Here is a 26,228-nt window from a genome sequence, read left to right as displayed (position 1 = left end):
CTGGGAACATGCTCAAGTCGTTTGCTACACAAATTCTCAGCGTAACACTTAGTGCTGTCATTGTTGTCCAGCCGGTAATGGCGCAGGTTGTTGTGGATAATCAGGCTGCAGCAAACAATCAGGCCTCCCTTGATGCGGCACGTAATGGTGTGCCGATTGTAAACATTGCCAATCCGAATGGCGCTGGCGTTTCGCATAACAAGTTTAAGGATTTCAACGTTGGCGTTGAAGGTCTTATCCTGAATAACAGCAGGAGTGTCGGACAATCCCAACTGGGTGGCGTGATCGCGGGGAATGCAAATCTGACGTCAGGTTCTGCGCGACTGATCCTGAACGAGGTCACGGGTGCAAGCCGGTCCAATCTGCTTGGCTATCAGGAGATTTTTGGACAAAGTGCTGAATATGTTCTGGCCAACCCCAATGGCATAACCTGTAACGGGTGCGGGTTCATCAATACTCCGCGGGCAACATTCAGCACAGGTCTTCCGCAGTTCGATAGCAGTGGTGACTTTCTGGGGGTGGATGTTGATACTGGCGATATTCTGATCGACGGGGCGGGTCTCAACGCCGCAAACGTTCCTTATTTCGACATCATCAGCCGTACCGCCAAAATCAATGCAGATCTGCATGCGAGAGATCTGTCCGTAATCACAGGACGGAATACGGTAAATTATGCTTCTCGTGAGGCCGTTGCGAAATCAGATATCCCTGAAAAGCCAAGTATTTCGATCGATTCAAGTTTACTTGGCGGCATGTATGCCAATCGTATTCGGCTGGTCGGTACGGAACAGGGCGTGGGGGTTAAGGTTGCGGGTGATCTTGCTGCGTCAAGCGGCGAATTGACGATATCCGCTGATGGCAAGATCAGCGTCAATAACTTGACTTCGGCACAAAATATCTCGGTCGCGTCCGCTGCGGAAAGCGTTACGGTAACAGGAACCGTTCAGGCATCGCAAACTACCCAGATCAAGGCCGATAACGCAATTGAAGTGCAGAGCGAAGCTTCTGTAAGTGGAGATCACTTGCAGATCGAAGCGGCGCGGCTTGAAAATCAGGGCAAGATCAAGGGCGGTCAGCAAACTAATATTGAGACCAGCCATATCGAAAATACCGGGACAATCATCGGAAATGGTGGTGTCTCTGTTGTTTCGGACACACTCAATAATCTTGGTTCCGGTCTTATCAAGTCTGATGCCGACATCATTATTCAAACTGATTTGACGAATGAGGGGGGGCTTGAAGCCGAGGGAAAACTCGATGTTGCCAGCACGAACAATCTTGTCGTTGGGGGGAGACTTGTTGGCGGTGGCGGGCTGCGGTTAAGTGCGGCAAATGATCTGACGGTCGATAGTGAAGAGGTTTACTCAGCCGGACTTGCGGAGCTGACTGTTGGTGGTCAGTTAATAAATAATGGCAAGCTTTCTATTGCCGGTGATCTTGGTGGAACAATTAAAACCCTGGTCAATAATGGCGAGATTCAGGTTTCTGAAAATCTGGCCCTGAGCGTCACCTCAGACTTCGAAAACCGAGATATCGTTTTTGCAGCAGGTGATTTGTCATTTTTGGTCGGTGACACGCTGTTTAATAACCAAGGAACCCTGATTGCCGGTGGCGATATCGAGCTGGTTGGCCTTGATGATGGAAACATGGCGTTGCTTGACAATGCCTCTGCCACGATTGAAAGCCTTGAAGGCGATATTCGGATCAAGACCGATGAGTTGCTTAATCGTAAAGTTGCTTTTTCAACATCGAGCCAGCGAACGTTTCAACAGCGTTATGCCGCCAATCAAACGACGCATCCGGGTTGTAATACAGTTCCTGGTGCTGGAATAAGCCCCGAAGGATGCGCCTATTTCCCTGGAAGCGGTGTTGCTCATGTCCCTCATCCGTGGAAAAGCAATTATACCAGCTACTACTCTACTGAAAGTAGTTCAAACGGTATTTTGGTAGAGGTTTATCAGGACGTTGTTAGTCAGGATTCTCCGGAGTCTGTTATTTCATCTGGCCGCGATCTATTCGTCACGGGCGGAACGATAAGCAACGACAAGAGCCAGATCCAAGCAGGTCGGGATATTGAGCTTACAGGCACGTCTCTTGCTAATGTTGGCGCGCAAATTACAAGAAGGCTTTACCATACAGCTTCGGCATCAAATGGCTTCACTAGATGCTATGGCGGTCCGTGCAAGTGGTTCGAGTTTACCAATGCGCGTAAACTTGTTGAATCAGACATCATCGACAGTCATGACGCTCAAATCGTTGCGGGCGGAACGTTCAGTGGCTCGTTTACCGGACAGGTAAATAACACCACAATCGTTCAGGGGGCGGTTAGCCTGCCATCGGACGGCATTTCCTATGTCGATGAATTGGTCAATTCAATACCCGACCCGGCAAATATTCCTGTTACGACTGTACCGAACGGTGGTGTTTATGTGCCCCCGACACCGGGTCTTTTTACAGAAGCGCCCGAAGACCGAAACTATGTGTATGAAACGCGATTTGAACATACCGATTTCGGTACGTTCTATGGGTCTGACTATTTCTTTGATCAGATTGGCTTTGACCAATCAGTCGTTGAGGATCTTCCAAAACGTCTTGGTGACGCGTTCTTCGACACACGCCTGGTCCGCGAGCAAGTTATTGCGCAAACCGGTCAGCGTTTCCTCAATAGTACAGAAAATGATGCCGCCCAAATGCGTCAACTTATCGAGGCCGCGGCAGCCCAGAAACAGGGGCTTGGCCTGAGCGTTGGCACGGCGCTGTCTGCCGATCAGATTGCGGCCCTGACCGAGAGCATCGTCTGGTATGTTGAAGAAGAGGTGAACGGACAGACAGTCCTTGTGCCCAAGCTTTATCTGGCGGGAGGCGACAAGGCAGATATAACAGCGGAAGGCGCACTTATTGCGGCCGCCGACGTCAATATTCTCGCTGATTCAATTGCCAATTCCGGGAAAATAACGGCGACCGATGACACGTCGCTTACTGCATTAGGATCGATCATCAATGCAGGCGGGACGATCAACGCAGGGAACGAACTGCGTCTTGTCGCGGCGACAGGTGATGTCGTCAATATGTCGGCCACTGATCGCCTAACCGGCAGCCTTGGATATCAGGACATGTTGCTGTCCAGAGGCAAGATCTCAGCGGGCAATTCACTGTCCATTGAGGCCGGCCGGGATATTCTGAACGAAGGAGCGGATATTTCCGCTGGTGGGGATGCTACCTTTGACGCGGGTGGGGATGTTGCCTTCACGGCGACCGAGATTTCGCGCAATGTTGACTATGAGGTTCCGGGTTTCAGCCTTGAGCAACGCAGCACGCATAATCAGGGCTCCAATGTTGATATTAGTGGAAACCTTGCAATCAAATCTGGCGATAACATTACGGTTGCCGGAAGCCAGATTTCAGCAGGCGCGAACCTTGATCTTGAAGCAGATGGCAACATACAGGTCGTTGCTCTTCAGGATTACGAATACCAGCACAGCGAACGACGCAAAAGTAGTTCCTTCAACTCCGGCACGCGCGAGGCCCTGACATCTGTCATCTCGTCCCTGCAGGCTGGTGGAGCTCTGAACGTCGTTTCAGAAAATGGCGATGTTCTGATCAAGGCATCAAAGCTGTCCAGTGGGGAGCAAACCACGCTTTCGGCAGAAGAAGGCCAGGTTGCGCTGCTCTCGAACACGGATTCCCTTTACGAACATAAAATCCGCGAATCATCAAACTTCGCATGGTTCAGTAATCGCGACACCGGTCATATCGATGAAACCGTTGTCATGACGGAAATCACCGCCGATGGCGGCTTGATCGTCAATGCTGGAAACGGCGTTGTGATTGAATATCGTGACACCGGAAATCTTGAGGAATCCGTCACAGCCCTTGCAGCAACGCCTGGCCTTGAATGGATGGGCGAGATGATGGCGCGTGATGACGCCACATGGCACGCGGTTCAAGAAGTTCATCGAAGCTGGGATTACAAGGCTGAAGGCCTGAGTGGTGCAGGTGCAGCAGTCATTGCGATTGCAGTTACAGCGATTAGCATGGGTACAGGCGCAGGAGCCGCCTTGGGCGCAATGGCAGCCCAGGGCATGGGTGCCGGGGCTGTTGCCTCCGGCGTTGTTACCGCCGCCGTCTCCGCGGGCTTTACAGCACTGGCTAGCACGGCGGCCATTTCAATGATTAACAACAAAGGCGATCTTGGTGCTGTTCTGAAAGAGCTTGGTTCCTCTGCCACCCTGCGCTCCCTTGCCACCAGCATGGTGACCGCGGGCGTTACAGCCGGAATTCTTGGCACGATCAACGCTGACGGCACAGTAATTGATATTGGAAAAACGGCTGAAATTAGCGACCAGATTGCCTATCAATCGATCCGGGCACTGACAAATACCGTCGCCAATGCTGCGATCAACGGTACGGATATTGGCGATACTTTAAAATCCAATCTGATCAGTGCGGTTGCCAGCATCGCTTCCGCCCAATTGGCAACCAAGATCGGCGATCTGGCAGGTGTCGATCAGTGGAACCTTGAAGACGGTGACATCCGTAAAGTCGTCATGCATGCGGTTGCCGGGTGTGGCGTTGGGCAGCTTTCAAGTCAGAGCTGTGCCGCGGGCGCGATTGGTGCCGGGTTGCAGGAGGTGCTGGGGGATAGTCTTCAAAACATCAGTGATGACATTGATACCCGTATTCAATTGGCCGGTTTGGCTGGTGCGATTGCGGTAGCCCTAACGGGTGGAGATGCCGATGCGGTAAATGCCGCAGCCTTCACGGCTCAACAGGCCGCAACCTATAACCGTCAGCTTCATACTGATGAAATCATAGCCATCCAACAGAAAGCCAAAGAGCTTGCCGGTCAAAACGGTATGACCGAAGCGCAATGGCTCGAAGTGCTCGGGACAGAAGCTTTGCGTCGTGTCGATGCTGACAAAAGCTACGAGCTTCCGGGATTGCCGTCGGATGCAGCAATTGCCCAGACCATTGCTGACGTCTTTGATGGAATGATTGCCCAGCACGGTGCATCGTTCGTCGATAATCTTGGTAATCAGATCAATTTTCTTCAGAAAGATGATCAATTCAACAACTCGGCACTATATGCCCGAGAAATCACCCAAAACCGTGACTTCTATGACACGGTTTTGGCGGACTATGCGCCGGCTGGCGCCGAAGCCCTAAAAGGTGTTTTGCGTCCATCGACGCTGGCGCTGGCCGATGCTCTTCAATACACCCAATATGAACTTATTGGTGGTGGTGGTGCGGTCATCCCGCGCGAGCAGGAAATTGCTCGTATTCTGGAACTGACGGCAACAACGCAGCAAGCCGGTACAGTTTATGCCGACATCCGCGACAACCTGTCTGATGTCGAAACCCAGCTTGCGGATCCGACCCTTACTGATGCGCAGCGCGACACCCTTATCATCCAACAAACCCAACTGCTCAAACTGCAGCTGGGCCTTGAATCAACATCAAACTCAATTGCATCGGGGATTAGTCGGATCGCCCTTTCGGGAGCAAATACGGGGCGGGCTAAATTCATTGTTGAGGGGGCGCAAGCTCTTAACCAGTTCCTCAGTGATGCAGTGACAGGGCCACTTCTTGGTGACGGCGCAGCGCAATTGCGCAACCAGGAACGTGTCGAAGGCTTCATTGAGTTGATGGCTAATCTAGATGAGCTGCCCGAAACCATCGCAAACGGCTTGCAGGAGAAGTTCCAGCAGGCCAATTCGCTCTACGCAGAGGGTGATGTTCGTGGTGGTTCTATAGCCTTTGGAGAGGCGCAGGCAGAGATTGCAAGTTACGCAAGTGGTGCGTTCGGCGCGACAGTTGGCCTTTCGGCAAAAACAGTACAAGCAATAGGAAAACTCGTCCAAAGCCCCGATCTTGCAATTTTGTTGAAGTCTGCAACGCCGAATATCAAGGGGGCATGGTCGAGATCGAACTCAGGTTCCATCGCTGACAACACATCAGGTGAAATTTTCGAAGTAAAATCAGACTTTGGAAACTTTATCATCACAGCAGATGTAGATGGAGAATTGTATGTGTTTGGCAAGAGTCCTATTGACGGAACATCATCAAGTACTCTTGATACAAAATGGAACGAGCAGCAGTTCTACGATCAATTAAAAGCCGCTGAGGAATTCAGTAAAAACGTTGAAGACCCAATTCTGAAAGGAAAATGGAATAAAATGGTTTATAATATTGCTCAAATATCTGATTTCATTAAGAACATGAATGAATAAAATGAAATTAATATCAAAATTAATAAAATCATTATCGTTTACTTTCAGGCTTAATAAGTCATGGGCGTATTTGTCGAAAGGGGACGTGTGTAGATCTGAGTTGGAAATAGATGAGTTGTTTTTGATTTACAGGAATCCCTTTCCTGAGCACCACATAATGAGAGGTTACATAAAGTACAAGGCCAAAAAATATAGTGAAGCAATTCAAGAATTTGAAATATCACTGGAAAAGCTTGAGCAGGTAGAAAAATTTAATCAAGACACAAAAAACTACTTAAAAGTTTTTTTGCGAGGGCCTATGGCATTTAGTATTGCTATGGCGCATGAGAAAAGTAGGCAGTTCGAAATTCTTTCCGAAGAAGAATTGCAAATTGATCTATCAAATGTCCCAAGTAGAATTAGAGAGCATTATCGAACGAAAGACTTGGAAACAGCAAAAAAAGTTACCCTGATAGGGTGATAGTCAAAGATGAGAAATGAGAAAAAAAGGGTAGACGCGAACTTTCGAGAGAAGGGGGCAGATTTAATTTTTTAGCAGGTTATGTATATTAGCTGCAAATCAAGACAAGCCGGTTAGACATGTCCGCTGTCAGATGCCTCGCTTGCCCAATCTTACTCATTACCATCGTGCAGCGCATAAAAAGGGTTTCATCCCTTATTTCAATTAGTTCCATTTTTATACAAAAGTCGGGAATGTGCGGGATTTGCTGTGAGCCGCACATTCCCTGTGCCTGAGCCTGTCGGGTGGTGGCAAGTCAGGCAGGTGTTTGTTTTTGTCGCTTTGTTTGCGAGGCTTTAGGCCGATTTGCGCTGGTTGGCGGCGTCTTCGGCTTTGATCGCCTCGTCATGCATCAGCGACAGGATGGTGCGTTTGTAATCCATGAATTCCGGGCTGGTGAGCGCATCGATATGGCGTGGGCGTGGGATACTGATATCAAGCGACTGCTTGATCAGGCCGGGGCGCGCCGACATCACGTGCACTTCGTCGCCCAGGAAGATCGCCTCGTCAATGTCGTGGGTGATGAACAAAACCGTCTTGCGACGGCTTTGCCAGACGTCGAGCAGGAGTTCCTGCATCATTTGGCGGGTCTGGCTATCGAGTGCGCCAAACGGTTCATCCATCAGCAAAATGCGTGGATCATTGGCAAGGGCCCGGGCCAGCGCCACACGTTGGCGCATGCCGCCCGAGAGTTCCTTGGGGTAGGATTTTTCAAACCCGTCAAGATGCACCGCCTTGATCAGATCATCGGCGATGTCTTCGCATTCGGATTTTGAAAGGCCCTTGAGCTTCGGGCCGAACATGACGTTTTCACGAACCGTGAGCCAGGGAAACAGGGTGTAGCTTTGAAACACCATGCCGCGATCGGCCGACGGGCCGTTGATCGGTTGGCCGTCGAGTTCAAGCCGCCCGGATGTCGGGGTTTCAAGCCCGGCGACAAGACGCAGCAACGTGGATTTGCCACAGCCCGACGGGCCGACAATGACGGAAAAGGTATCGTTGGCAACATCAAGCGAGACGTCATCAAGGGCCAGAACCGGTGGTTTGCCCTTGGGTTCGAACCGTACCGTGATGTCACGAAGGGAAAGCATGCTCATGACTGTATCGCCCCTTAAAAATCAGCAGACCAGGGCAGCAAACGCCGGCGTGCCCATTTAAAGAAGAAATCGGTGATCAGGCCCAGAATGCCGATGGTAAAGACACCAAGCAAAATCACATCGGTAAACAGCCCGCGCATGGCGTTCAGGATCATATAGCCAAGGCCGGTATCGGCCGCGACCAGTTCGGCCACCACCAGATAGGTCCAGGCCCAGCCCATGGTGACGCGCAGGTTATCCATCACACCGGGCATGCAGGCCGGCACCAGAACACGCGTTACAACCCGCCTGCGATCAGCACCCAGCGTATAGGCGCAATCAATCAGATCCTTGGAAATCCGGGCCGACACATCGGAAATCAGAATAAGCTGCTGGAAGAAGGTTCCGAGGAAAATCACCATGATTTTCTGTTCGATCCCGATGCCGATCCACAGGATCAGAAGCGGGATCAGGGCCGAAACCGGGATATAGCGCATGAAACCGGTGATCGGTTCAATCAGCGCCTGCACCGCGCGGAAGCTACCCATCAGGATGCCGATCGGAACGGCAAAGATGGAGGCGAGGATAAAGCCCGACAGGATGACAACAAGGCTTGCCCACATATGTTCAAATAAAGACATATTGGCCATGCGCTTGATGCCGGCTTGAACCACCTCATGCGGGGCGGCAAGGAAGTCCCGGGGCGTGATCCCGCCATAGGTGAGCAAGCACCACAGGGCCAGGATAACAGCAACCGAAATCAGCGACAGGGTGACATAGGTTCCCTTGTCGATATCGGTCTTGGGCGAGAAGAGGGATCTGGTCCACATGATGCTTGCTCTTTTTAAGTTTTGAACGTGGTGACGTTTGTTATTTCACGATGTCCGCAGCCAGCAGGCTTTTCGGATCAGCTTCGAGCGTGATCAGGCCGCTTTCCTTGCCGAGGGTCATGGCGTTGGCAATGGTGCCGACAATGCCGTCTTCGTTGGCCGGATCCATGAAGGTCTTGTTCATTGCGTCATCATAAAACGCAATGCCCGCACGGGTTTCCGCAAAGACCGCCGGATCTTCAAGCCAGCCGCCAACACCCTTTGCCATGATCACGTCGGCGGCTTCCTCGTTGGCCTTCTGCCAGGCTATCGCCTTGGCCCATGCACGATAAAGCGCTTCCATTTCCGGGCGACGGGCTTCAAGGGTTTCCTCGGTCGTCACCGCGATATCAGTGATCAGGCCCGGTGCCTTGGAGCTGTCGATCAGAAGATGACCATGTTCGGTGTCCTTGCCACGCGTAAGCCACGGCTCCCACGTAACAGCGGCGTCAACACGCTTGGCGACAAAGGCCGCACCGGCATCGCCAGCCGACATGTTCATCGAATTGACGTCAGAAAGGCTCATGCCAGCTTCCTTCAGAAGGACGCTCAGGAAGAACTGCGAAACTGACCCCTCGGTATAGGCGACGTTTTTACCCTTGAGGTCTTCGATGGTTTTGATGTCGGCATTGGCAACAATGCCGTCGCCGCCACGTGAATCATCAAGCGCAAACAGATAGGTCAGCGGATGATCGTCGGTGTAAAAACCAAGCACGGTATCAATCGTGGTCACCGCAACATCAATCCGGCCTGCGGCCAAGGCCGGCATGCGGGTTTTGACGTCTTCCATCACGACAAGTTTGACATCAAGGCCTTCTTCTTCAAAGAAGCCCTCGTCCTGGGCGATATAAAGCGGGCCGTAGCCAACCCAGGTTGAATGCGCGATGGTGAGTTCCTCGGCCGAGGCGGCGGTGGACAGCGAGAAGGCGGTTGCGAGGGCCGCACCCGACAGGCAGATTTTCGAAAGAATGCGTTTCATAGGTGGTGTCTCCGGTGTGAGATGCTCTCTGAACTAGATTTGGTTTCTTTGATTTGGCCTTAGCCCGATTTTCGGTTCGGGTTTCTGGTGGCGTTTGACCCGGCCAGGACGCACAGCAATTCATACATGAGCGAAATGCCAAGCCAGGCTGTTCCTCCCGAAGGATCGAAGGGGGGCGAGACCTCGACAAGGTCTGCGCCCACAAGGTTTAGACCGGCCAACAGCCGGATCATTTTTTGCGCCTCGCGGCTGGTGAAACCGCCGATTTCCGGCGTGCCGGTGCCCGGTGCAAAGGCCGGGTCGACAGAATCAATGTCAAAGCTGACATAGGTTTTATCGCGGCCAACAATGTCGCGCGCCTCGGCCATAACATCGTCGATGCCGCGATCAATGACTTCTTCCATGCGGATGATGCGAACGCCTTGGGCCAGGCCCCATTCAACATCTTCGCCGTCATACATCGTGCCACGAATGCCGATCTGAACCACGCGCCTGGGATCAAGGTAACCGTCCTCGATCGCGCGGCGGAACGGCGTGCCGTGGGTGTATTTGAAGCCGTTGAAATAGCTGTCAAAAAGGTCGGTATGGGCATCGAAATGCACCATGCCGAGCGGGCCATCGGATGCCAGTGCCTTGAGGATCGGATAGGACAGCAAATGATCGCCACCGGCACTGAGCGGCGTGATGCCCTTTGATTTCAGTTTGGCGATAAAGCCCGTCACACTTTCCAGCGTATCCATGATGTCGGCCGGATTGACCGGCGCGTCGCCCAGATCGGCTATGTTGCGGTCTTCAAACGGGTTCTGGCTGGTGACCGGGTGTTTGGGCCGGATCATGGTGGAAAGATCGCGCAGCTGGCGCGGGCCGTGCCGCGCACCCGGACGGTTGGTGGTGCCGCCATCCCATGGCACGCCGACCATGGCGATATCAACTTCGCTTAAGACCGGGTTCTCAATCGACAGATGCGGCGCGCGCATGAAGCTTGCGACCCCGGCATAACGCGGCAGGGTCATCGCCGAAGGCGGAACAAAGGAAATAGCGGACGCAGTATCGGTTTTGTCAGCAGCGTTGGGCATGAAGGCAGGTCCTAGCGCGGTGGCGATGGTGGCGATGGTGGTGGCATGCCGTCGCGGTCGGGCGGGGTGAGCGCGGACACGGCAATTATCTCAAAAGCTTGGACGAAGATTGCCACGCGGCGACGTGTTCAATAATATGAAACTTTCAAACTAAACGTCTGATTTTTTCAACGTAATGCTTTCACGAAGGTCAAGCGCCGATGTCAGTAACACTTCCGCCGCTCAGTGATGTCGATTTCCGCCAGTTGCGGATTTTCAGGACCATTGTCGAAAGCAACGGTTTCACCGCCGCCCAGGACGAGCTTGGCATTTCAAGATCGACCATCAGCACCCAGATGTCCGCCCTTGAAACCCGGTTGGGGGTCAAGCTTTGTCGGCGCGGGCGGTCGGGCTTTTCGCTGACCGAACATGGGCAAAAAATCTATAGCGAAGTGATCAAGCTGTTTGCCGCGGCCGACTCATTTAGGGCCGAGGTCGGGGCCATTCGCGGCAATATGGTCGGCGAGCTTCGCATTGGCGTCGTCGATGCCATGGTCGAAAACCCCAATTGCAAACTGGATCGGGCGATTGCGCTGTTTCATGAACGCGCACCCGGCGTGCATCCGACCTTTGTCGTGGTGTCGCCCAACCAGATTGAAAACGCGTTGCTCAGTCGGCAGATGGAAATCGCCGTCATGCCCAACCAGCCGATGAATGCAGCTGTGCAGATGCAGCAGCTTTTTCACGAAGAACAGACAATGTATTGCGGCAAGGAGCATCCGCTGTTTGAAAAGGCCCATGAAAAGATGCCAATCGAACAACTGGCCGAACAGAAATATGCCCGGCGCGGCTATTCGGTAGCACTGGCGTTCCAGTCGCTGTTCAAACATCCGCCAAGTGCGACGGCCTATGACATGGAAGGCTTGGCCTATCTGATCCGAAGTGGCAAGTTCGTCAGTTTCCTGCCAACCCACTTTGCCCGGCAATGGGTGGAGCGCGGCGAAATGCGCGCCCTTCGTCCGGATCTTCTCAGCTTCAAGATCGCCATGTGTGTCGCCAACTTCCCGCAATCGGTGATGTCACGCATGGCGCGTGTGTTCCGCGAATGCCTGATTGAGGTGCACCCGACGGTGACCGCAATCAAGACTGTGCCGCCGACGCTGGACAAGAAATGAGTTAGAGGCGGAAACGGTTCCGCAACCCAAGGCCGATCAGGAACAGGAATATGAAGCTTAGGGCGCCTTGACCGATCATGATGGCGTCGACGAGCAAGCTTGGGTCATTTGAATAGAGCACTTTTATCGCGTCGTCGCGTAGGCTGCGGGATTGCGGTAGGAAGGGGAGGCTGTTGCCGGCTGATAAGAGCAACGATTGACCCCAGCCTGGTTCCGTCCACAACGCTGTAAATGTTGCCGCTGCTAATTTCTTATAGAGACCCATACTGGCGACGGCGACAAAGAATAGAGCAACGAAAGGCCGCAGAATGCTCTGACCGTAATTGCTGCACGCACTGAAGGCCATGTCCAGAACCGAGCCAAACCACGAGGTTTCAATCCACCGGCGAGCTTTGTTTTCATCGGCAGAAAAACGTAACGCGGCGTGATGATCCTTGTTCGTTTCGGCGATTTCTTTGAGGCGGCGTAGTCTTGCACCGTCGTGTTTGGATTCTGCCACGCGGGAAAGTTTTGGTGGCCAGCCAAGTTTTGGTGATATGCGCGGGAGTTTGACTTTCAGGTCGCTGAGGTCAACCTGGTGCGAGTATCGGGTGGCGCGCAGATCTGGGATGATGTTTAGGTCGCCTTTAATAGTGAGTGGCCCGTCAAAAGATGCGCTGTGGAAATTGAAGGATTTCAATTCGATGTTCGAGCTACAAATGTAGAAAATAGCTCGACCCTTTATTGATAATCCTTCGGCCTCAATATGGCTTGATTCAATGGTTTTAGGATCAAAGGTCAAGTCATTAAACTGTGCTTGATTGAAGCTTATTGCGCAGTTGCTGAAGGTGGCTCCATGAAAGGTTATCTCGTCATTACCAAATGTCGCTCTAAAAAAGCCTATTTTGCCATTGCGAAACGTTGATTGATCAAAATAGACGTTGCCGTTGCCGAAAGTTGCGTCGGAGAAGTATAGGTTGCCGTTGCCGAAAGCGACTTCGTGGAAGTAAAAGTCGCAGTCGCCAAAATTGGCTCCAAAAAAATACACGTTGCTATCGCTGAAAATAGCTTTAGCGAAGGTTACGTCGTCATTGCCGAAGGTAGCTCCAGCGAAGAACACATCGCAGTTGCTGAAAGTCGTTCTAGAGAAGTAGACTGCGCCGAGGCCAAAAATGGCTTTAGTAAAGTGCACGTGACTATCGCTGAAAGTGGCTCTGGCGAAGTCCACGTAGCCGTCTCCGAAATTATATCCTGCGAAGGATAGCTTATCCTCAATGTCCCGTTCAGTTGAGAAATCGATACCGGCAAAACTGATATTCCAACCCGGATGTTCATCAATCCAACTGTTCCAAGCTTCCTGACCTTGACGCCAAAGTCTGAGGGCTGCTTCGCCTTCCAACGTTCGTCTTTCCTGTTCGACTTCTTCCGTCATGGCCCTATATTCATTCTCTGTTTCGCACAGGTGCAGTCGCACAACAGAATGCCCTTAAAAGTAGCGATTGGCGATATAAAACCTGAATAGGCTTTTGCCCATACCTTGATTGGGCGCTATGCTCTTGATCGGGCAGGGGAGTTAACCGGAACGGACATCGAAAACCATGCTGTCATCGCTTAATATCCGTCATATGCGTGTGTTTGTCGCAGTTGCCGATCAGGGGAATTTTACGGCTGCGGCCGGGGTTTTGGGGCTGGGCGTGCCTGCGGTTACCGCGACCATTCGCCAGTTCGAGGATGTGACGGGGGCGGCCCTTTTTGATCGCACGACACGGCAGGTGGCGCTGACGCAGACCGGGGAGCGGTTCCTGCCGATTGCCAGGCGGTTGTTGGCCGATTTTGAAGAGGCGCTTGGCGATCTTGATGCGCTGTCCAAGGGCGTCGGGGGCAAGATTACGATTGCTGCAGCCCCATCGGTTCTGACGCGTATTTTGCCCGCCGTGATTTCCGAATTTGTTGCGGCCCATCCCGATGCGCGCATTCGTCTGGACGAACGCAATGCCGGTGAGGTGCATGAGGCGGTGGCGAATAATGCCGCCGATTTCGGCATTGCCGGGGAGTGGCAGGCGCTTCCTGATATTGCTTTTCGTCCGCTGTTTTCCGACCGGTTTGGCGTGCTGTGCCGGGCTGATCATGCCTTTGCCCAAAAGTCGGTTTTGCGCTGGTCGGATTTGACCGGCGAGAAACTTGTCGGTTTGGGGCCGGAATCTGGGACCGGGGCGCTGATGGCGCAGCCCGGTGTGACCAGCGACCTGTCATCGGACACCATGCCGGTCCTGAGCCCCGCCGTGCGTGATGCGGTGGCGGCAGGTATTCCGGCGGCGAAAACGGTTCTGGCGCGGGCGCAAAAGGCGATGCGGGCGGAAGAAAAGGTGCTGCGATCACTCGATCCGGACGCCCGCAGTGCAGAAGAAGGCAGCGATATCGCATTGGGCGCAACCGGCCCGATCCTGCCGCGTCCGATTGTTGAAACATCCAACACCATCACGCTGGCGGCCATGGTCGCCGAAGGGGTGGGGATCACCGTCCTGCCGGAACTGGCAGCAAAGGTTTCGGATATGGCGGCACCCGAAAAGCTGGTGTTTGTGCCACTCACCACCCCGGAACGCCATCGCCATATCGGTGTGATTACCCGCAAAAGCAAAAGCCTGTCGCCGATTGCGCGATTGTTCCTTGATCAGGTGATCGCACTCGCCCCCAAGCAGGACCTTCCGGCCAGTTTGACGTGGTATTGAGCCGGGGTCGTTTTCGGCCATTTGATATCATTACTGGCAGTGTGTGCTGTTTGCGACATATCATGACCAGTGATCCGAACATTATGACCCAGGTGCAGGAGATGGCATGAGCGAGCGTGCGAAGCAATCGACGGCGACCAACCGCAAACAGATCAACCTTGCCCTTCAGGGCGGGGGATCGCACGGGGCGTTTACCTGGGGCGTTCTGGACCGGTTGCTTGAGGATGAAGAGATCGAGCTTGAGGCGATTTCGGGCACGTCGGCCGGGGCGATGAATGCCGCCGTGGTGACGTCGGGCTTTTGCAAGGGCAAATATGACGGGGCGCGCGAGGATCTTGAGCGGTTCTGGTCGGCGGTTTCAGAGGCCGCGCGGTTCAGTCCGCTGCAGCGATCGCCGATTGATGTTTTGTTTGGCAACTGGTCGCTTGGCAATTCGCCGATGTATCAGTGGCTGGATATGAGTGCGAAACTGTTTTCGCCCTATGACCTTAATCCGGCGGGGGATAATCCGCTGGCGGCGCTTTTGGCCGATGTGGTCGATTTTGAGTTGTTAAACAAAAGCCCGACCAAGCTTTTCATTACCGCGACCAATGTTGAAACCGGGCAGGCACGGGTGTTTCGCAACCCCGATATCAGTCTTGATGTTTTGCTGGCATCGGCCTGTTTGCCCAATATCTACAAGACGGTCGAGATTGATGGCGTGCCCTATTGGGACGGGGGATATTCCGGCAATCCCAGCCTTGGCCCGCTTGTGCGGGAATGTTCGGCCAATGACACGGTTCTGGTGCAAATCAATCCGGTGAAACGGCCGGGGATCCCGAAAACCTCGCACGAGATTTCAAGCCGGTTGAACGAGATTTCGTTTAACAGCAGCTTGGTCAAGGAACTGCGCATGATGTCGGTGATCCGCAGGGACATGCCGCCCCATCAATGCGAAGCCAGCAGTTGGGGCACCATGCGCATGCATCTGATTGCCAGTGACGTGATGCTTGAGCTTGATCATACATCCAAGATGAATGCGGAATGGGATTTCATGACCATGCTGCGTGACAAGGGGCGCGAGGCGGCGGGCGTGTTCCTTGAAAAACATCGCGGCGATATCGGCAAAACCCCGACGCTTGATCTTGAACAGTTTGCGCCGGATTACGTCTAGGGCGTTGTCGTCGGCCCGTCAGCCCGGTTTGCCGTGGCGCAGGCCATCAATCATCAGATCCAGCATGCGATAGGTATGTTGCATGCCTTCATGATGTTCGGGATCGTCACCCGCATTGCCGCCTGCTTTGCCCCCTGATGTGCTTCCGGCACTGGCAAGGTTGCCAATGGCGCGCAGCAGATCATAGGCATCAATATCGGATCGGGCTTCGCCCGCCTTGGCCGCGGCAGAAAGCAGGTTTTGCAGGGCCGGTTCAAAGTTGCTGCGGAAGTAATCGGGCAGGGCATCAAAGGCCGGATCGCCGGAATGAAGGGCCGAGGCCAATCCCTTTTTCGTGACGATAAACCGGCAATAGCGCCTGAGCCAGCGCGACAGGGCCTCGCCCGGCGGGTGGTCATTTGCCAGCGTTTTGGCATCGGCGGCACAGGCATCAACCTCGCGCTTGAACACGGCAACGACAAGGTCGCTTCGTTTGGGAAAACGGCGATAGAGCGTGCCGACCCCAACCCCGGCGGTTTTGGCAATTTCACGCACCGGCGCATCGACGCCCGCGGTGGCAAAAACCGTCTTGGCGGCCTCAAGCACCGCGTCTTCATTGCGGGCGGCATCAGCACGGATGCGTTTTTTTGTGCCGGTGGTTTCTTCCTGCATCGCTTTGTTTTTCTACAATAAGTCAGCGTGATCGCACGCGGACGGAGTCCGGGTGTTGAAATTCATGCTTGATAAACGGAACATTGTTCCGTATTTGAATCGGCAACAGGAACGTCGTTCCGTTTGTTGGTTTATAGGCGAAATCGACGGTTTCGCCAAGCAAAACAAGGATGCTTTTCATGAACAATCTGATCACCAGTGCCCGTCATATTCCGGTTCGGGATGCGGTGCCGACCCTTTCGATCTGCCCGGTAATCTTGCCGGTTGCTGATCGGCCGCAGCCGATTGAAATGCGGATTACCCTGCCTGCGGTGGGGGATCATTTCCCGATCATCCTGTTGTCGCACGGACATGGGCCGTCGCTTTATATTCCGTCGATGAATGGCTATGGCCCGCTGGCACAGTTTTATGCCGAGCAGGGCTTTGCCGTGATCCAGCCGACCCACGGCAATTCGAAAGTTGCCGGGTTTGGACCGGACGCGCCGGGGGCACCGTTTTTCTGGCGCTCGCGGGTGGAGGACTTCAAACATATCATTGACCATCTTTCCGATATCGAAGCCACCCACCCGATCCTTGACGGGCGACTTGATCATGACCGGATTGCGGCAGTCGGGCATTCGCTTGGCGGGCAGACGGTTGGGATGTTACTTGGCGCGCGGTTGACCGATACCGCCGATCCGGATGCGCAGGATGTCAACCTTCTGGAGCCGCGGATCAAGGTCGGTGTGTTGCTGGCAGCGCCGGGCAATGGCGGGGAGAGCCTCAGCGAGCATGCGCGCGCGAACTATACCGCGCTTAACCCCGATTTTTCCCATATGACGACACGGACCCTTGTTGTGGCGGGGGATGAAGACGATAACCCGCACCTGACCACACGCGGGGCAGCATGGCACACCGACCCGTTCCATTGCAGCCCGGGTGGTGATTATTTGCTGACCCTTAAAGGCGGCAAACACGGGCTGGGTGGTATTGCAGGTTACGATGCCAAGGAAGCCGATGATGAAGATCCCGATCGCCTTGCCGTGACCCAGCGGATGAGTGCGGCCTATCTGCGCAGCGCATTTGATGACAGCGACCCGGCATGGGCCAAGGCGTGTGATGCGCTGGCAACCCATGGCGCGGAACTGGCGCATGTGACGGGCAAGTAAATTTCGACCTGCTTTGTGGGCCATGGTGTCGGCGGCGTTAGCAGTGGGGTGCGGTGCAGATTGCAGTTGCCCGCAATCGGGCGTAACGTGAAGACCGTCCTGAACAACGTCCTTGAACAACGTCCCTGAACATCATGGCCCAAAGCGAACTTGAAAAAATGCAGGCCGGTGACTGGTATTCCTGCCTTGATCCGGAACTCACCGTGATGCGCCATCGCGCCCTTGAGGCGTGCCATGAGCATAGCGTGCTTTATCCGGCAGAGCGCGGCAATATCGGGCCGAAACTGCGCGCACTGTTCGCATCGTGTGCTGATGATGTGCGGATCGAGGCGCGGTTTCATTGTGCCTATGGGGTGAATATCCATTTGGCCTCCGACGTGTTTTTAAATGTCGGCTGCGTGATCCTTGATACAGCACCGGTCAAGATCGGGCGGCATTCGATGCTGGGCCCGAATGTGCAGATTTACTGTGCCGATCATCATCGTGATCCGGAACTGCGCAAACAGCATCTTGAAATCGGGCGGCCGGTGACGATTGGCGACAATGTCTGGATCGGCGGCGGGGCGATTATTCTGCCGGGGATCAGCATCGGGGATGATGCGATCATTGGCGCCGGGGCCGTGGTGACGCGCGATGTTGCGGCGGGCAGTACGGTTGTTGGGAACCCGGCCAAGCCGACTGCACGCTAAGGACTGTATCCCCAGAAAAAAAGAGGCAACCGGCCAGGGGTGGACGCGGTTGCCATGGAGCGAGTGACGAGCTCCAAGTTGGGACAAACCTTTGCAGGGTGTCACAGGGAAGCATTGAGGTCGTGAAGGTTGTAAAGTCCGGTCAGGCGACGTCGTCCGTTGCCGGGTGGCGTTTGCGCCCCGTGATCATGGCACGCACCAGATTTTCGTGATGGCGGATGCTGGCGAGCAACACGCCGCCAACATGCAGCAGCACCAGGAACAACAGGCCGTTTGCCAAGGCCTCGTGGGTTTCTTCCACCCATTCAGAACCCCAGAACATGGTGGTGGTGTACATCCAGCCCGTCAGCGCGCAACCGGCCATGGCGAGCATCAGGGCGATGATCATCGCCGCCCCGGCCGGGTTATGGCCGAGATAACGGGGTTCGGTTCCGCGCAGGATATCGCCAAGATATTGAAGTGTTGCCCGAGGGCTTTTGATGAATTGGGTGAAGCGGGCATAACGAGTGCCAATCAGGCCCCAGATCAGGCGCAGCGCAATCAAGGCACCCGCGGCATAACCCGCCCAGTGATGCAGGCTGTCCCATTCATCGGCTGTGATCCAGGCGATGACGAAACTTGCCGCCAGGCCCCAGTGAAACAGGCGGACAAACGGGTCCCATACTTTGACAGACATGATGCGTGCTCCTGACTGTTGAATGCGTTTTCAGATGGCGGGTTCGGAGAGGCGGCTTTGACCGAGGACACCCGTGCAGGCAGGCACGGAGCCGGGGGACAGACTTTCGGTCAAAGCCGCACTCACCCGAGGGAGGCGCAACTAAAATCAGTCGTCTTCCTTGACGAGTTCAAAGGTCGCCGGGTTGAAGTAGGCTTCGACCTTTTTGCCATCGGCCTTGACGGCATAGACTTCGTAGCAGCCTTCATCTTCCTTGATCTTGCGGACGTCCCAGCCCTCGGCGGTCAGTTTTTCCTTGAGCGCATCCATGCTCTGCCATTCGGATTTCGGCACGTTGCAATAATCATCACTGGCCTGTGCGGTGTGCGCGGTCAGGCCAAGGGAGGCAGTTGCCAGCAGGGTGGCGGCAAAGGTGCCAAAGGCGGCTTTCTTCAAAACAGTGTTTTTCACGGCTCGGTTCCTTCATAAGATAGGGGATATGTCATGATCGATGCGGAGTATGGCGTGCTTCCCTGACAGCAACCTGAACCGGATATTTTTCACCGTTCAGCACATTGTCAGGAAACGCCCTTAACCAAGGCCGATTGTGCAAAGCTTTGCGATGAGGTTGGGGTGCGTATTCTTCTGGTCGAAGATGAATTGATGCTGGCAGACGCGGTGCGCGATCATTTACTGGCAAGCGGCGAGGCGGTTGATCACAGCGCAAGTGTGGTCGATGCCGAGATCATGCTGCGCGGGACCAATTATGATGTGTTGCTGCTCGATCTGAACCTGCCCGATGGCAAGGGGCTTGATTTGTTGCGCGATTTACGCCGCAAGGGATCGGCAACGCCGTGTATTATCCTGACCGCACAGGATCAGATTTCGGATCGGATCGAGGGCTTGAATGCCGGGGCGGATGATTATCTAGTCAAGCCGTTCGACCTCAATGAGTTATCTGCACGCCTGGCCGCCGTATCGCGGCGCTATAGCGGCAACCCCAATCCGTTTGTCGAGCTGGATGGCGGGGTCGAGGTCGACCTTGCCGGGCGGTCTGTTTTGCGGGGTGGGGCGCAGGTTGACCTGACATCGCGCGAATGGGCGCTGTTTGATCAGATGGTCAAACGGCCGGGCCAGACCTTATCTAAACGTCAGCTTGAAGAAGCGCTTTATGAATTTGGTGCCGAGATCGAAAGCAACACGGTCGAGGTTTATGTCAGCCGTTTGCGCCGCAAGCTTGGAAAAGACGTTATCAAAACCGTGCGCGGTGTCGGCTATCGGGTTGAGGGATAAGCAACGCCATGGGCAAAAATCCCAACAGAAGTTTGCAAGCGATCCTGACCCGGCGATTGACGCTTACGGTGGGGGTGTTCTGGCTGGCGGGCTCGGTTCTTGCGGCGATGACGATGTATCATGAAATGCAGGAAGCATTTGATAACAGCCTTGTCACCACGGCCTATCGCTATGCCCCGCTGATTGATGAGTACCTTAAGGATCATAAGGGTGGCAGCCCGAAAGAAGTCCTGCCTAGCCCGGCAATGGGGGAGATCCTGACCGATGATCACGGCGATGGTGACGGGGATGGCGACGATGATGACGAGCTTGGCGAAGATTACCTGATGTATCATGTGCGTGATGGCGGCGGGCGGCTTTTGCTGCGGTCGTTCAACGCCGAGGAAGAACCGTTTGAAGCCCCCCTGGTCGAGGGGTTTTATAACGAGGAAGATTTCCGCATTTATAGTGCGGTCCTGCTGGGCGGGCAGAGGGTGATCCAGGTGGCAGAGCCGCTTGAACATCGGCGCGAGGCGCTGATGGAAAGTGTGCTGGCGCAGTTCCTGCCAATTGCGCTTTTGATCCCGGTGGTGATCATTCAATTGATTGTCGTGCTGCGCGGCGGGTTGAAACCGATCAAACGCGTGCGTGACGAAATCGAGGAACGCGGCGAAGGCAATCTGCAACCGCTTGAGCAGGACGAAGCACCAGAAGAAATCAGCACCATTGTCACGGCGGTCAACCGGTTGATGGCAAAGCTTGAGGCGGCACTTAGTGTCGAGCGCAGCTTTACCGCCAACAGCGCGCATGAACTCCGCACCCCGATTGCCGTGGCGCTGGCACAAACGCAAAGGCTTTTGGCGGAGCTGCCCGAAGGTCACGCAGCCCGCAAACGGGCGGTCCAGACCGAAGAGGCGCTTAAACGCCTGTCGCGGCTCTCGGAAAAGCTTTTGCAGCTGGCGCGCGCGGAATCAAGTGGCGGCTTCAGCCCGACGGGGCATAATCAGGATCTTGGCCCGACACTTAATCTGGTGATTGAAGACCTCAAACGGGCCGGAATGGAAGGGGCGGAGATCCACTTTGATACGGAAAATCTGACGACATTATCGGCCAATATTGACCTTGATGCCTTTGCGATTTGCATGCGCAACCTGATAGAAAATGCCCTGAAATATGGTGGCGATGAAGAGCCCGTCGATATCCGCGTGATCGAGGATCACATCGTTCAGGTGTCAAACGGCGGCGCGCCGGTCAGCCCTGATGAACTGGCGCAACTGACGACCCGCTTCAAACGATCCAGCAACAAGGCCGATGGTTCGGGCCTCGGCCTTGCGATTGTCGAGGCGATTGCACGCAACACCAAGGCAGAGCTTAAACTTTATTCACCACGACCGGATCACAGCGACGGCTTTATGGTCGAGCTTCGGTTGCATCAGAGTTGAATGCTGGTTGAGTACTTGTGAGTATAAGTTGCAGTGTTTTCTTGTGTCGGTGAATAGGGAGGGAAGAATGAAGAAAAGGAATAAGGTAAAAAAGAAAGCAGGAAAGAAATTTCCTGTTCATCCTGATTTCCGAGATAGGAATATTACTTCTGTCGATGATCTTAAGAAGAGCGGAAAAACTATAGGAAGTGCATTCTCTTCTTTGCCGAGTGACTTGAAATTCACATCGTGGGTGGATGAAAGCATACCCAATCTGCTGTGGTCGTGCATTTTAACATCATTTTTAGAGCAGAAGGACTACCTCAATATATTCAGATCAATTGTTATAAATGCCAGGGAAAATATAGCAGAAAGAAAATCTCTGCATATTACTCATAATTTTCTTGGCGCTATGAATGAGGATATTTTTGATCGTTTAATGCAACCAGTGCTTGAGCACCCGCAAGCGGTAATTTGGCTGAAAGGCTTGTTGCTTTTAGATTGTCTTCCTGACGGCCACCATTGGCGTAGACATCTTGCTGAACCGGATCAAGAAGCAGACTGGAACATTTTGATCCACGCAGTGGCAGACAACTACGATCATCAATCGCAAAGAGCTACGGATATTCGTTGGTTCAAGCTAATGTTTGTAATGCTTTGTCGGGAGCAGGTGTTTCTGCCTGAGGGCAGCGATATTGGAGAGTCACTTCGTCTTTACCCTGATTTCGGAGATATGCGTTCCGTCCGTCCAACTATACGTTCGATGGAGATTTCTCTTCGCGAGTTGGACAAAAATGGGTCTCTCGACGGGAAGATTAGAGAGGAAGACACATTAGAAATACCAAAATTTCACGCAGATGATTTTTGGTCGGAAACCTTAAGTAAAGTATCTTGTGTATCGGTTCCGAAAGGAAGCAAAATAGAATATGGTCCGAGAGAGCTGTCTGAAGAATTACTAGAGATTTTTCAGAAGGTCGATAGCCACTTTTTCGAGACAATGTCTACTACATCAATTGACCCTAGGCACGACGGCGCCTTTGGGTTGGTGCTGTACGCAATTACATTTCTCTTAAATTCGGCGGTTGGTTACTCCTCCTCTAGGCCGGAGGGGCGTGTTTTCCTGAGAACTATGGCTGAAACTTATATAACTTTGCATTATTTGACGGTTAAAGATGATCCGACTTTGTGGAACAAGTTTCGTCAATATGGTGCAGGTCAAACAAAGTTGGCATTTTTAAAGTATTTAAAAGAAACGGATGTTCCAGATTTTATAGACATGCAAGTGATGGAGTACTTAGCCAACGAGGATATGTGGTTAGAGTTCCAAAGTATCGATCTAGGAAACTGGGCTTCGTTAGATTTGAGAAAGATGGCAACAGATGCAGCATGTAAAGATGTATATGATAATTACTACGGCTGGACCTCTGGATTTTCTCATGGGCAATGGGGAGCTGTGAGGGATTCAGTCTTTACTAACTGCCTTAACCCTCTGCACCGTTATCACCGTATTCCGTCATTTCCGAACGAAGCAATGCCATCAATACTTGTCGATGGTTGCAAGATTTGTAACCGTGCTCTCGAGGACCTAAATCATCTTTATCCAACGATAAAATCCAGAATTAAATGGCATAACAGAAGTACTGATGCTGACAGTTCAATTTGAACTAATTTTTCTTTGGTATGGACGTCTTCTTCGATGGTTTTTCGGTTTGCATGGAGAATAGTTCATTTAACCAGAGATAAGTTTTGCCTTCGTGATGTTCGATGTGTGGAGAATTTAGCTGTATCAGTTGAACAGTTTTCGCACCGTGCGCGGATGGCCGGCGTGTTGCCGTTGAGGCTCCGTAGTTCATGCCCAGACATTACGGTGGGCGACAGAGCTTGGTTATTTGCCCACCCCTACCTTGATGGCGAGTTTGCGGAGCGGGCCGATGCGGTTAATCGCGGTGAGGCCGGCATAGCGCAGGTCGCGGAGGGTTTTAGGTTCGAACATCGAGGCGCGGTTGAGCAAATCAATGCCGCCGACCCGCATGACGGTTTTGGGCAGCTGGCGGCGTTCGTAGGATTTCAGAAGCGGGGTCGCGCCGATATCCTCATTATGCAGTTTGGCCTTGGCCATCAGTTCGGCCAGGGTTTCGATGTCATGCAGGCTCATGTTAAGCCCTTGCGCGCCAATCGGCGGGACGACATGGGCGGATTCTGCAATCAAGGCAAGGCGGGCGGCAATCAGGCGCGACGGCACTTGCGAGATCATCGGCCAGACGGCGCGCGGGCTTGCGACGGTCAGCGGGCCAAACAGGTTCATGGTGTCGTGGGTGATTTCGGCCGACAGGGCTTCGTCACTCATGGCATTCAGTTCATCGGCGCGGGCAGCTGGCACCATCCAGACGACGGACGAGCAGGGCTTGCCATCAAGGTCGGGCATGGGGACCAGTGTCAGCGGACCGCCGGTGCGGTGGATTTCGGTCGAGATGTTGTCATGCGGTTTGTTGTGGGTGACGACAAACACCAGCGCACTTTGATCATAGGCCCAGCGTTTGTGTTTGATCCCGGCCATGTCGCGCAGCGATGAATTGCGGCCATCAGCGGCAATGACGACTTTGGCCCGTACGGTCTGGCCATCCGAAAGCGTTACTTCACCAAAGCGCGAGGTGCCTTTAAACGCCGTTACGGTGGTGGAAAAGCGGAAATCGACATTATCAAGTTCGGCCAGGCGCGCCATCAGGGCGACACGGGCCGCCTTGTTTGAGACATTCCAGCCAAAGAAACCGTTTTTGGTTTCAGCACCATCAAAGTCGGCGGTTTCGCGCGGGGTGCGTTCGGTGCCGCCGGCATCAACAATGCGCATGACGCGAAGTTCCGCCCCGGTCGGTTTGATGGCATCCCAGACGCCAGCTTTTTTAAGCGTCTCGATGCCCGGCTCTAGAAAGGCAGTGGTGCGCAAATCCGTGCCTTCGCCGATGTCAGAGGGGGCCGGGTCGACAATCACGATCTGATGGCCATCGGCGGCAAAACGCGCCGCGGCACTCATTCCGGCGATCCCGCCGCCTGCAATCAGAATATCGGTTTCGATCATGACTGTTTATCCCATTCTCTGGCCCGAGATAGCGCGCACATCTGTGCGGCCGTGACCGGCAAATCGTTGCGGGCAATGTGCCCTGTTGGGTCACTATACGCAACGATTTTGCCATCCGTTTTGATCCAGATTACGGCAAGGCGATTTTGGTGGGGGGCGATAAGGCGGGCGCGGGGATTGCCCCATAAGGAAAATTGGGCCATTTTGGGAGTGCCTTCCGCGAGGAGCGCCTTCCGCCGCCACCCCAAAAACAAGGAATAAGATCATGCTCGCCTGGGTATATCTGTTTATTGCGATCAGTCTTGAAGTGATCGGGACGATATCGCTTAAATTCTCGGATGGATTTACCGATTGGCGCTTTACGGTATTAAGCCTTGGTGTCTATGGGCTGAGCTTCTGGTTTTTGTCGATGACGCTGCGCATCATTCCGGTCGGAACCGCCTATGCGGTGTGGGCCGGGCTTGGCACGGCATCGGTCGCCCTGATTGGCTGGTTGTTCCTGAAGGAACCGATGACCGCAGTTAAGGCGGTATTGTTGCTGATGATCATTGGCGGGGTGGTCGGGCTCAAGACCATCAGCACGGAAAGTTAATGGCGTTAACTTTTGGCCATCATTGCAGCAGCACACGCCTTGATGTCCTGTTCGATATCAAGGTGTTTGGGGTCCCAGCCCAGTTCACGCATGGCCTTCGCGCTGCTGAGATGTTGATGATGACCAAGCCCGTCTGCCCAATTCCCAAGACGGCTCATCGCGGTTTGTGTGCTGATCGTTTCAAACTGGCAGTCTTCAATGGCGAAGTGGCTCGCGATCAGCTTGGTAACGGCGTCGTTTGAAACACCATTGATCGCAACCCCGATATAGCTGGAACCGGGGGTGGCATTGGTCAGTGCACGGTAATAAAGATCGGCCAGATCATCGGTATGGACCATCGGTTGATCAATATGGTCGCCGCCGACAATGGTAATCACCTTGCTGCTTTGGGCGGAGGTGATGGCGCGTTCAAACAGGCCGGTATGCCCACGGCGGCCGGTGGCATAGACACATCCCGGATGAATGATGATGCCGTGGAGTTTTTCATCGCCAAGAATGCGGTTTAGCCCGGCAATCATCCAGTCAAATTCGGGTAAAACAGCAAAGGGCAGTGTTTCGTCGCCGATCTGTCCCGGTTCGGTTTGCGGGTAGCTCCAGACGCCGCCGGTATAGAGAAAGCGCACCATGCCTGGCATGCGATGAAGGGCCGGGATCAAGTGATCGAGCAGATTGGCATCAATGCGCGGCATCTGATCGGAAAAATCACAGGCCGTGTGAATGACGGCATCAACATCGGGCAGGTCGTTCACCCAGGCGGTCGGCTTGGTGATATCGCCCCGGATTGGCGTTGCGCCGAGGTCGGCCAGCATTTTGTGACTGGCGCGTGATCGGGCAAGTGCCAGGACATCGTGCTCATGAGCGATCAGTTTTTCAACGATGGCCGATCCGATCAGGCCGGTCCCACCTGTGACAAAGACGCGCATTCTGTTTCCCCATATGGATGTGATGCGATCCTTGTCCGACCTGAACCGGGGTTGAGG

General features: G+C 53.9%; 21 protein-coding genes. 11 read left to right on the top strand and 10 right to left on the bottom strand.

The window, feature by feature from the left end:
• Nucleotides 1-8: 8 nt before the first annotated feature.
• On the top strand, nt 9-6,230 hold the full coding sequence (locus tag B2T33_RS04585; protein WP_286791269.1) for a DUF637 domain-containing protein: 6,222 nt from the start codon (nt 9-11) through the stop codon (nt 6,228-6,230).
• Entirely contained in the window at nt 6,223-6,690 is a 468-nt protein-coding gene (locus B2T33_RS04580) for a hypothetical protein (protein ID WP_286791268.1), read from the top strand. Before B2T33_RS04585 ends, B2T33_RS04580 begins: the two co-directional genes overlap by 8 nt.
• Before the next feature lie 335 nt (nt 6,691-7,025).
• On the opposite strand, the gene B2T33_RS04575 is transcribed toward B2T33_RS04580, so the two are convergent.
• Genes B2T33_RS04575 through speB form a run of 4 tightly spaced genes read right to left on the bottom strand, consistent with a single transcriptional unit; the run spans nt 7,026 to nt 10,729 of the window.
• Nucleotides 7,026-7,826, bottom strand: a complete 801-nt coding sequence (locus tag B2T33_RS04575; protein WP_197145182.1) for an ABC transporter ATP-binding protein — start codon at nt 7,824-7,826, stop codon at nt 7,026-7,028.
• Nucleotides 7,827-7,840: 14 nt separating this feature from the next.
• Complete coding sequence (locus B2T33_RS04570) at nt 7,841-8,635, bottom strand: ABC transporter permease (protein ID WP_063087223.1); 795 nt, start codon at nt 8,633-8,635, stop codon at nt 7,841-7,843.
• A gap of 40 nt (nt 8,636-8,675) precedes the next feature.
• Nucleotides 8,676-9,653, bottom strand: a complete 978-nt coding sequence (locus B2T33_RS04565; protein ID WP_008891428.1) for an ABC transporter substrate-binding protein — start codon at nt 9,651-9,653, stop codon at nt 8,676-8,678.
• A 59-nt stretch (nt 9,654-9,712) separates the two neighbouring features.
• Nucleotides 9,713-10,729: an agmatinase gene (speB, locus tag B2T33_RS04560; RefSeq protein WP_286791267.1), complete on the bottom strand. Its 1,017-nt coding sequence runs from the start codon at nt 10,727-10,729 to the stop codon at nt 9,713-9,715.
• A gap of 200 nt (nt 10,730-10,929) precedes the next feature.
• Here speB and B2T33_RS04555 point away from each other — a divergent pair, with 200 nt between their 5' ends.
• Nucleotides 10,930-11,883, top strand: coding sequence for a LysR family transcriptional regulator (locus B2T33_RS04555; protein ID WP_064780688.1), 954 nt, complete (start codon nt 10,930-10,932; stop codon nt 11,881-11,883).
• A gap of 1 nt (nt 11,884) precedes the next feature.
• On the opposite strand, the gene B2T33_RS04550 is transcribed toward B2T33_RS04555, so the two are convergent.
• The gene (locus B2T33_RS04550) at nt 11,885-13,294 is read right to left on the bottom strand and encodes a hypothetical protein (protein ID WP_286791266.1); all 1,410 of its coding nucleotides are present in this window, start codon (nt 13,292-13,294) and stop codon (nt 11,885-11,887) included.
• 166 nt (nt 13,295-13,460) lie between these two features.
• On the opposite strand from B2T33_RS04550, the gene B2T33_RS04545 reads away from it, so the two are divergent.
• Complete coding sequence (locus B2T33_RS04545) at nt 13,461-14,591, top strand: LysR family transcriptional regulator (RefSeq protein ID WP_286791265.1); 1,131 nt, start codon at nt 13,461-13,463, stop codon at nt 14,589-14,591.
• A 106-nt stretch (nt 14,592-14,697) separates the two neighbouring features.
• Nucleotides 14,698-15,744 carry a patatin-like phospholipase family protein gene (locus tag B2T33_RS04540; RefSeq protein ID WP_286791264.1) on the top strand — a complete coding sequence of 349 codons (1,047 nt, stop codon included), beginning with the start codon at nt 14,698-14,700 and terminating at the stop codon, nt 15,742-15,744.
• An 18-nt stretch (nt 15,745-15,762) separates the two neighbouring features.
• Here the strand turns inward: B2T33_RS04540 and B2T33_RS04535 are convergent, their stop codons facing one another.
• Nucleotides 15,763-16,395 carry a TetR/AcrR family transcriptional regulator gene (locus tag B2T33_RS04535; RefSeq protein ID WP_286791263.1) on the bottom strand — a complete coding sequence of 211 codons (633 nt, stop codon included), beginning with the start codon at nt 16,393-16,395 and terminating at the stop codon, nt 15,763-15,765.
• A gap of 179 nt (nt 16,396-16,574) precedes the next feature.
• Between B2T33_RS04535 and B2T33_RS04530 the strand changes: the two genes are divergently transcribed.
• Nucleotides 16,575-17,543 carry an alpha/beta hydrolase family protein gene (locus B2T33_RS04530; protein WP_286791262.1) on the top strand — a complete coding sequence of 323 codons (969 nt, stop codon included), beginning with the start codon at nt 16,575-16,577 and terminating at the stop codon, nt 17,541-17,543.
• Between the two features lie 134 nt (nt 17,544-17,677).
• Nucleotides 17,678-18,232 (top strand): sugar O-acetyltransferase, encoded by a 555-nt coding sequence (locus tag B2T33_RS04525; RefSeq protein WP_286791261.1) that lies wholly within the window; start codon nt 17,678-17,680, stop codon nt 18,230-18,232.
• 142 nt (nt 18,233-18,374) lie between these two features.
• Here the strand turns inward: B2T33_RS04525 and B2T33_RS04520 are convergent, their stop codons facing one another.
• Both B2T33_RS04520 and B2T33_RS04515 read right to left on the bottom strand, forming a co-directional pair.
• Complete coding sequence (locus B2T33_RS04520) at nt 18,375-18,908, bottom strand: cytochrome b/b6 domain-containing protein (protein ID WP_286791260.1); 534 nt, start codon at nt 18,906-18,908, stop codon at nt 18,375-18,377.
• A 147-nt stretch (nt 18,909-19,055) separates the two neighbouring features.
• Entirely contained in the window at nt 19,056-19,358 is a 303-nt protein-coding gene (locus B2T33_RS04515; protein ID WP_286791259.1) for a PepSY domain-containing protein, read from the bottom strand.
• A gap of 162 nt (nt 19,359-19,520) precedes the next feature.
• Between B2T33_RS04515 and B2T33_RS04510 the strand changes: the two genes are divergently transcribed.
• The 3 genes from B2T33_RS04510 (at nt 19,521) to B2T33_RS04500 (ending at nt 23,243) form a co-directional block, all read left to right on the top strand.
• Complete coding sequence (locus B2T33_RS04510; protein ID WP_286791258.1) at nt 19,521-20,180, top strand: response regulator; 660 nt, start codon at nt 19,521-19,523, stop codon at nt 20,178-20,180.
• Between the two features lie 8 nt (nt 20,181-20,188).
• The gene (locus B2T33_RS04505) at nt 20,189-21,601 is read left to right on the top strand and encodes an ATP-binding protein (RefSeq protein ID WP_286791257.1); all 1,413 of its coding nucleotides are present in this window, start codon (nt 20,189-20,191) and stop codon (nt 21,599-21,601) included.
• A 67-nt stretch (nt 21,602-21,668) separates the two neighbouring features.
• A complete protein-coding gene (locus B2T33_RS04500) occupies nt 21,669-23,243 on the top strand; it encodes a DUF5677 domain-containing protein (protein WP_286791256.1) in 1,575 nt (524 codons plus the stop codon).
• Nucleotides 23,244-23,465: 222 nt separating this feature from the next.
• Here B2T33_RS04500 and B2T33_RS04495 read toward each other — a convergent pair whose 3' ends face one another.
• Entirely contained in the window at nt 23,466-24,656 is a 1,191-nt protein-coding gene (locus B2T33_RS04495) for an FAD-dependent oxidoreductase (RefSeq protein ID WP_286791255.1), read from the bottom strand.
• 265 nt (nt 24,657-24,921) lie between these two features.
• On the opposite strand from B2T33_RS04495, the gene B2T33_RS04490 reads away from it, so the two are divergent.
• Complete coding sequence (locus B2T33_RS04490) at nt 24,922-25,248, top strand: DMT family transporter (protein ID WP_062957772.1); 327 nt, start codon at nt 24,922-24,924, stop codon at nt 25,246-25,248.
• A 5-nt stretch (nt 25,249-25,253) separates the two neighbouring features.
• Here B2T33_RS04490 and B2T33_RS04485 read toward each other — a convergent pair whose 3' ends face one another.
• On the bottom strand, nt 25,254-26,171 hold the full coding sequence (locus tag B2T33_RS04485) for an NAD-dependent epimerase/dehydratase family protein (RefSeq protein WP_286791254.1): 918 nt from the start codon (nt 26,169-26,171) through the stop codon (nt 25,254-25,256).
• Nucleotides 26,172-26,228: the final 57 nt, after the last annotated feature.

The sequence above is a fragment of the Thalassospira sp. UBA4513 genome (genome assembly GCF_002388495.1).
GTDB lineage: Bacteria > Pseudomonadota > Alphaproteobacteria > Rhodospirillales > Thalassospiraceae > Thalassospira > Thalassospira tepidiphila.
Note: the sequence above shows the minus strand (reverse complement) of the source record. Positions and strands in the feature narration are given on the sequence as shown.

Coding starts and splice junctions, on each gene's coding strand:
- speB (WP_286791267.1), bottom strand. CDS start 10,729: ATGCCCAACGCTGCTGACAAAACCGATACTGCGTCCGCTATTTCCTTT.
- B2T33_RS04500 (WP_286791256.1), top strand. CDS start 21,669: ATGAAGAAAAGGAATAAGGTAAAAAAGAAAGCAGGAAAGAAATTTCCT.
- B2T33_RS04520 (WP_286791260.1), bottom strand. CDS start 18,908: ATGTCTGTCAAAGTATGGGACCCGTTTGTCCGCCTGTTTCACTGGGGC.
- B2T33_RS04545 (WP_286791265.1), top strand. CDS start 13,461: ATGCTGTCATCGCTTAATATCCGTCATATGCGTGTGTTTGTCGCAGTT.
- B2T33_RS04550 (WP_286791266.1), bottom strand. CDS start 13,294: ATGACGGAAGAAGTCGAACAGGAAAGACGAACGTTGGAAGGCGAAGCA.
- B2T33_RS04575 (WP_197145182.1), bottom strand. CDS start 7,826: ATGAGCATGCTTTCCCTTCGTGACATCACGGTACGGTTCGAACCCAAG.
- B2T33_RS04495 (WP_286791255.1), bottom strand. CDS start 24,656: ATGATCGAAACCGATATTCTGATTGCAGGCGGCGGGATCGCCGGAATG.
- B2T33_RS04565 (WP_008891428.1), bottom strand. CDS start 9,653: ATGAAACGCATTCTTTCGAAAATCTGCCTGTCGGGTGCGGCCCTCGCA.
- B2T33_RS04580 (WP_286791268.1), top strand. CDS start 6,223: ATGAATAAAATGAAATTAATATCAAAATTAATAAAATCATTATCGTTT.
- B2T33_RS04570 (WP_063087223.1), bottom strand. CDS start 8,635: ATGTGGACCAGATCCCTCTTCTCGCCCAAGACCGATATCGACAAGGGA.
- B2T33_RS04535 (WP_286791263.1), bottom strand. CDS start 16,395: ATGCAGGAAGAAACCACCGGCACAAAAAAACGCATCCGTGCTGATGCC.
- B2T33_RS04555 (WP_064780688.1), top strand. CDS start 10,930: ATGTCAGTAACACTTCCGCCGCTCAGTGATGTCGATTTCCGCCAGTTG.
- B2T33_RS04530 (WP_286791262.1), top strand. CDS start 16,575: ATGAACAATCTGATCACCAGTGCCCGTCATATTCCGGTTCGGGATGCG.
- B2T33_RS04485 (WP_286791254.1), bottom strand. CDS start 26,171: ATGCGCGTCTTTGTCACAGGTGGGACCGGCCTGATCGGATCGGCCATC.
- B2T33_RS04525 (WP_286791261.1), top strand. CDS start 17,678: ATGGCCCAAAGCGAACTTGAAAAAATGCAGGCCGGTGACTGGTATTCC.
- B2T33_RS04585 (WP_286791269.1), top strand. CDS start 9: ATGCTCAAGTCGTTTGCTACACAAATTCTCAGCGTAACACTTAGTGCT.
- B2T33_RS04490 (WP_062957772.1), top strand. CDS start 24,922: ATGCTCGCCTGGGTATATCTGTTTATTGCGATCAGTCTTGAAGTGATC.
- B2T33_RS04540 (WP_286791264.1), top strand. CDS start 14,698: ATGAGCGAGCGTGCGAAGCAATCGACGGCGACCAACCGCAAACAGATC.
- B2T33_RS04505 (WP_286791257.1), top strand. CDS start 20,189: ATGGGCAAAAATCCCAACAGAAGTTTGCAAGCGATCCTGACCCGGCGA.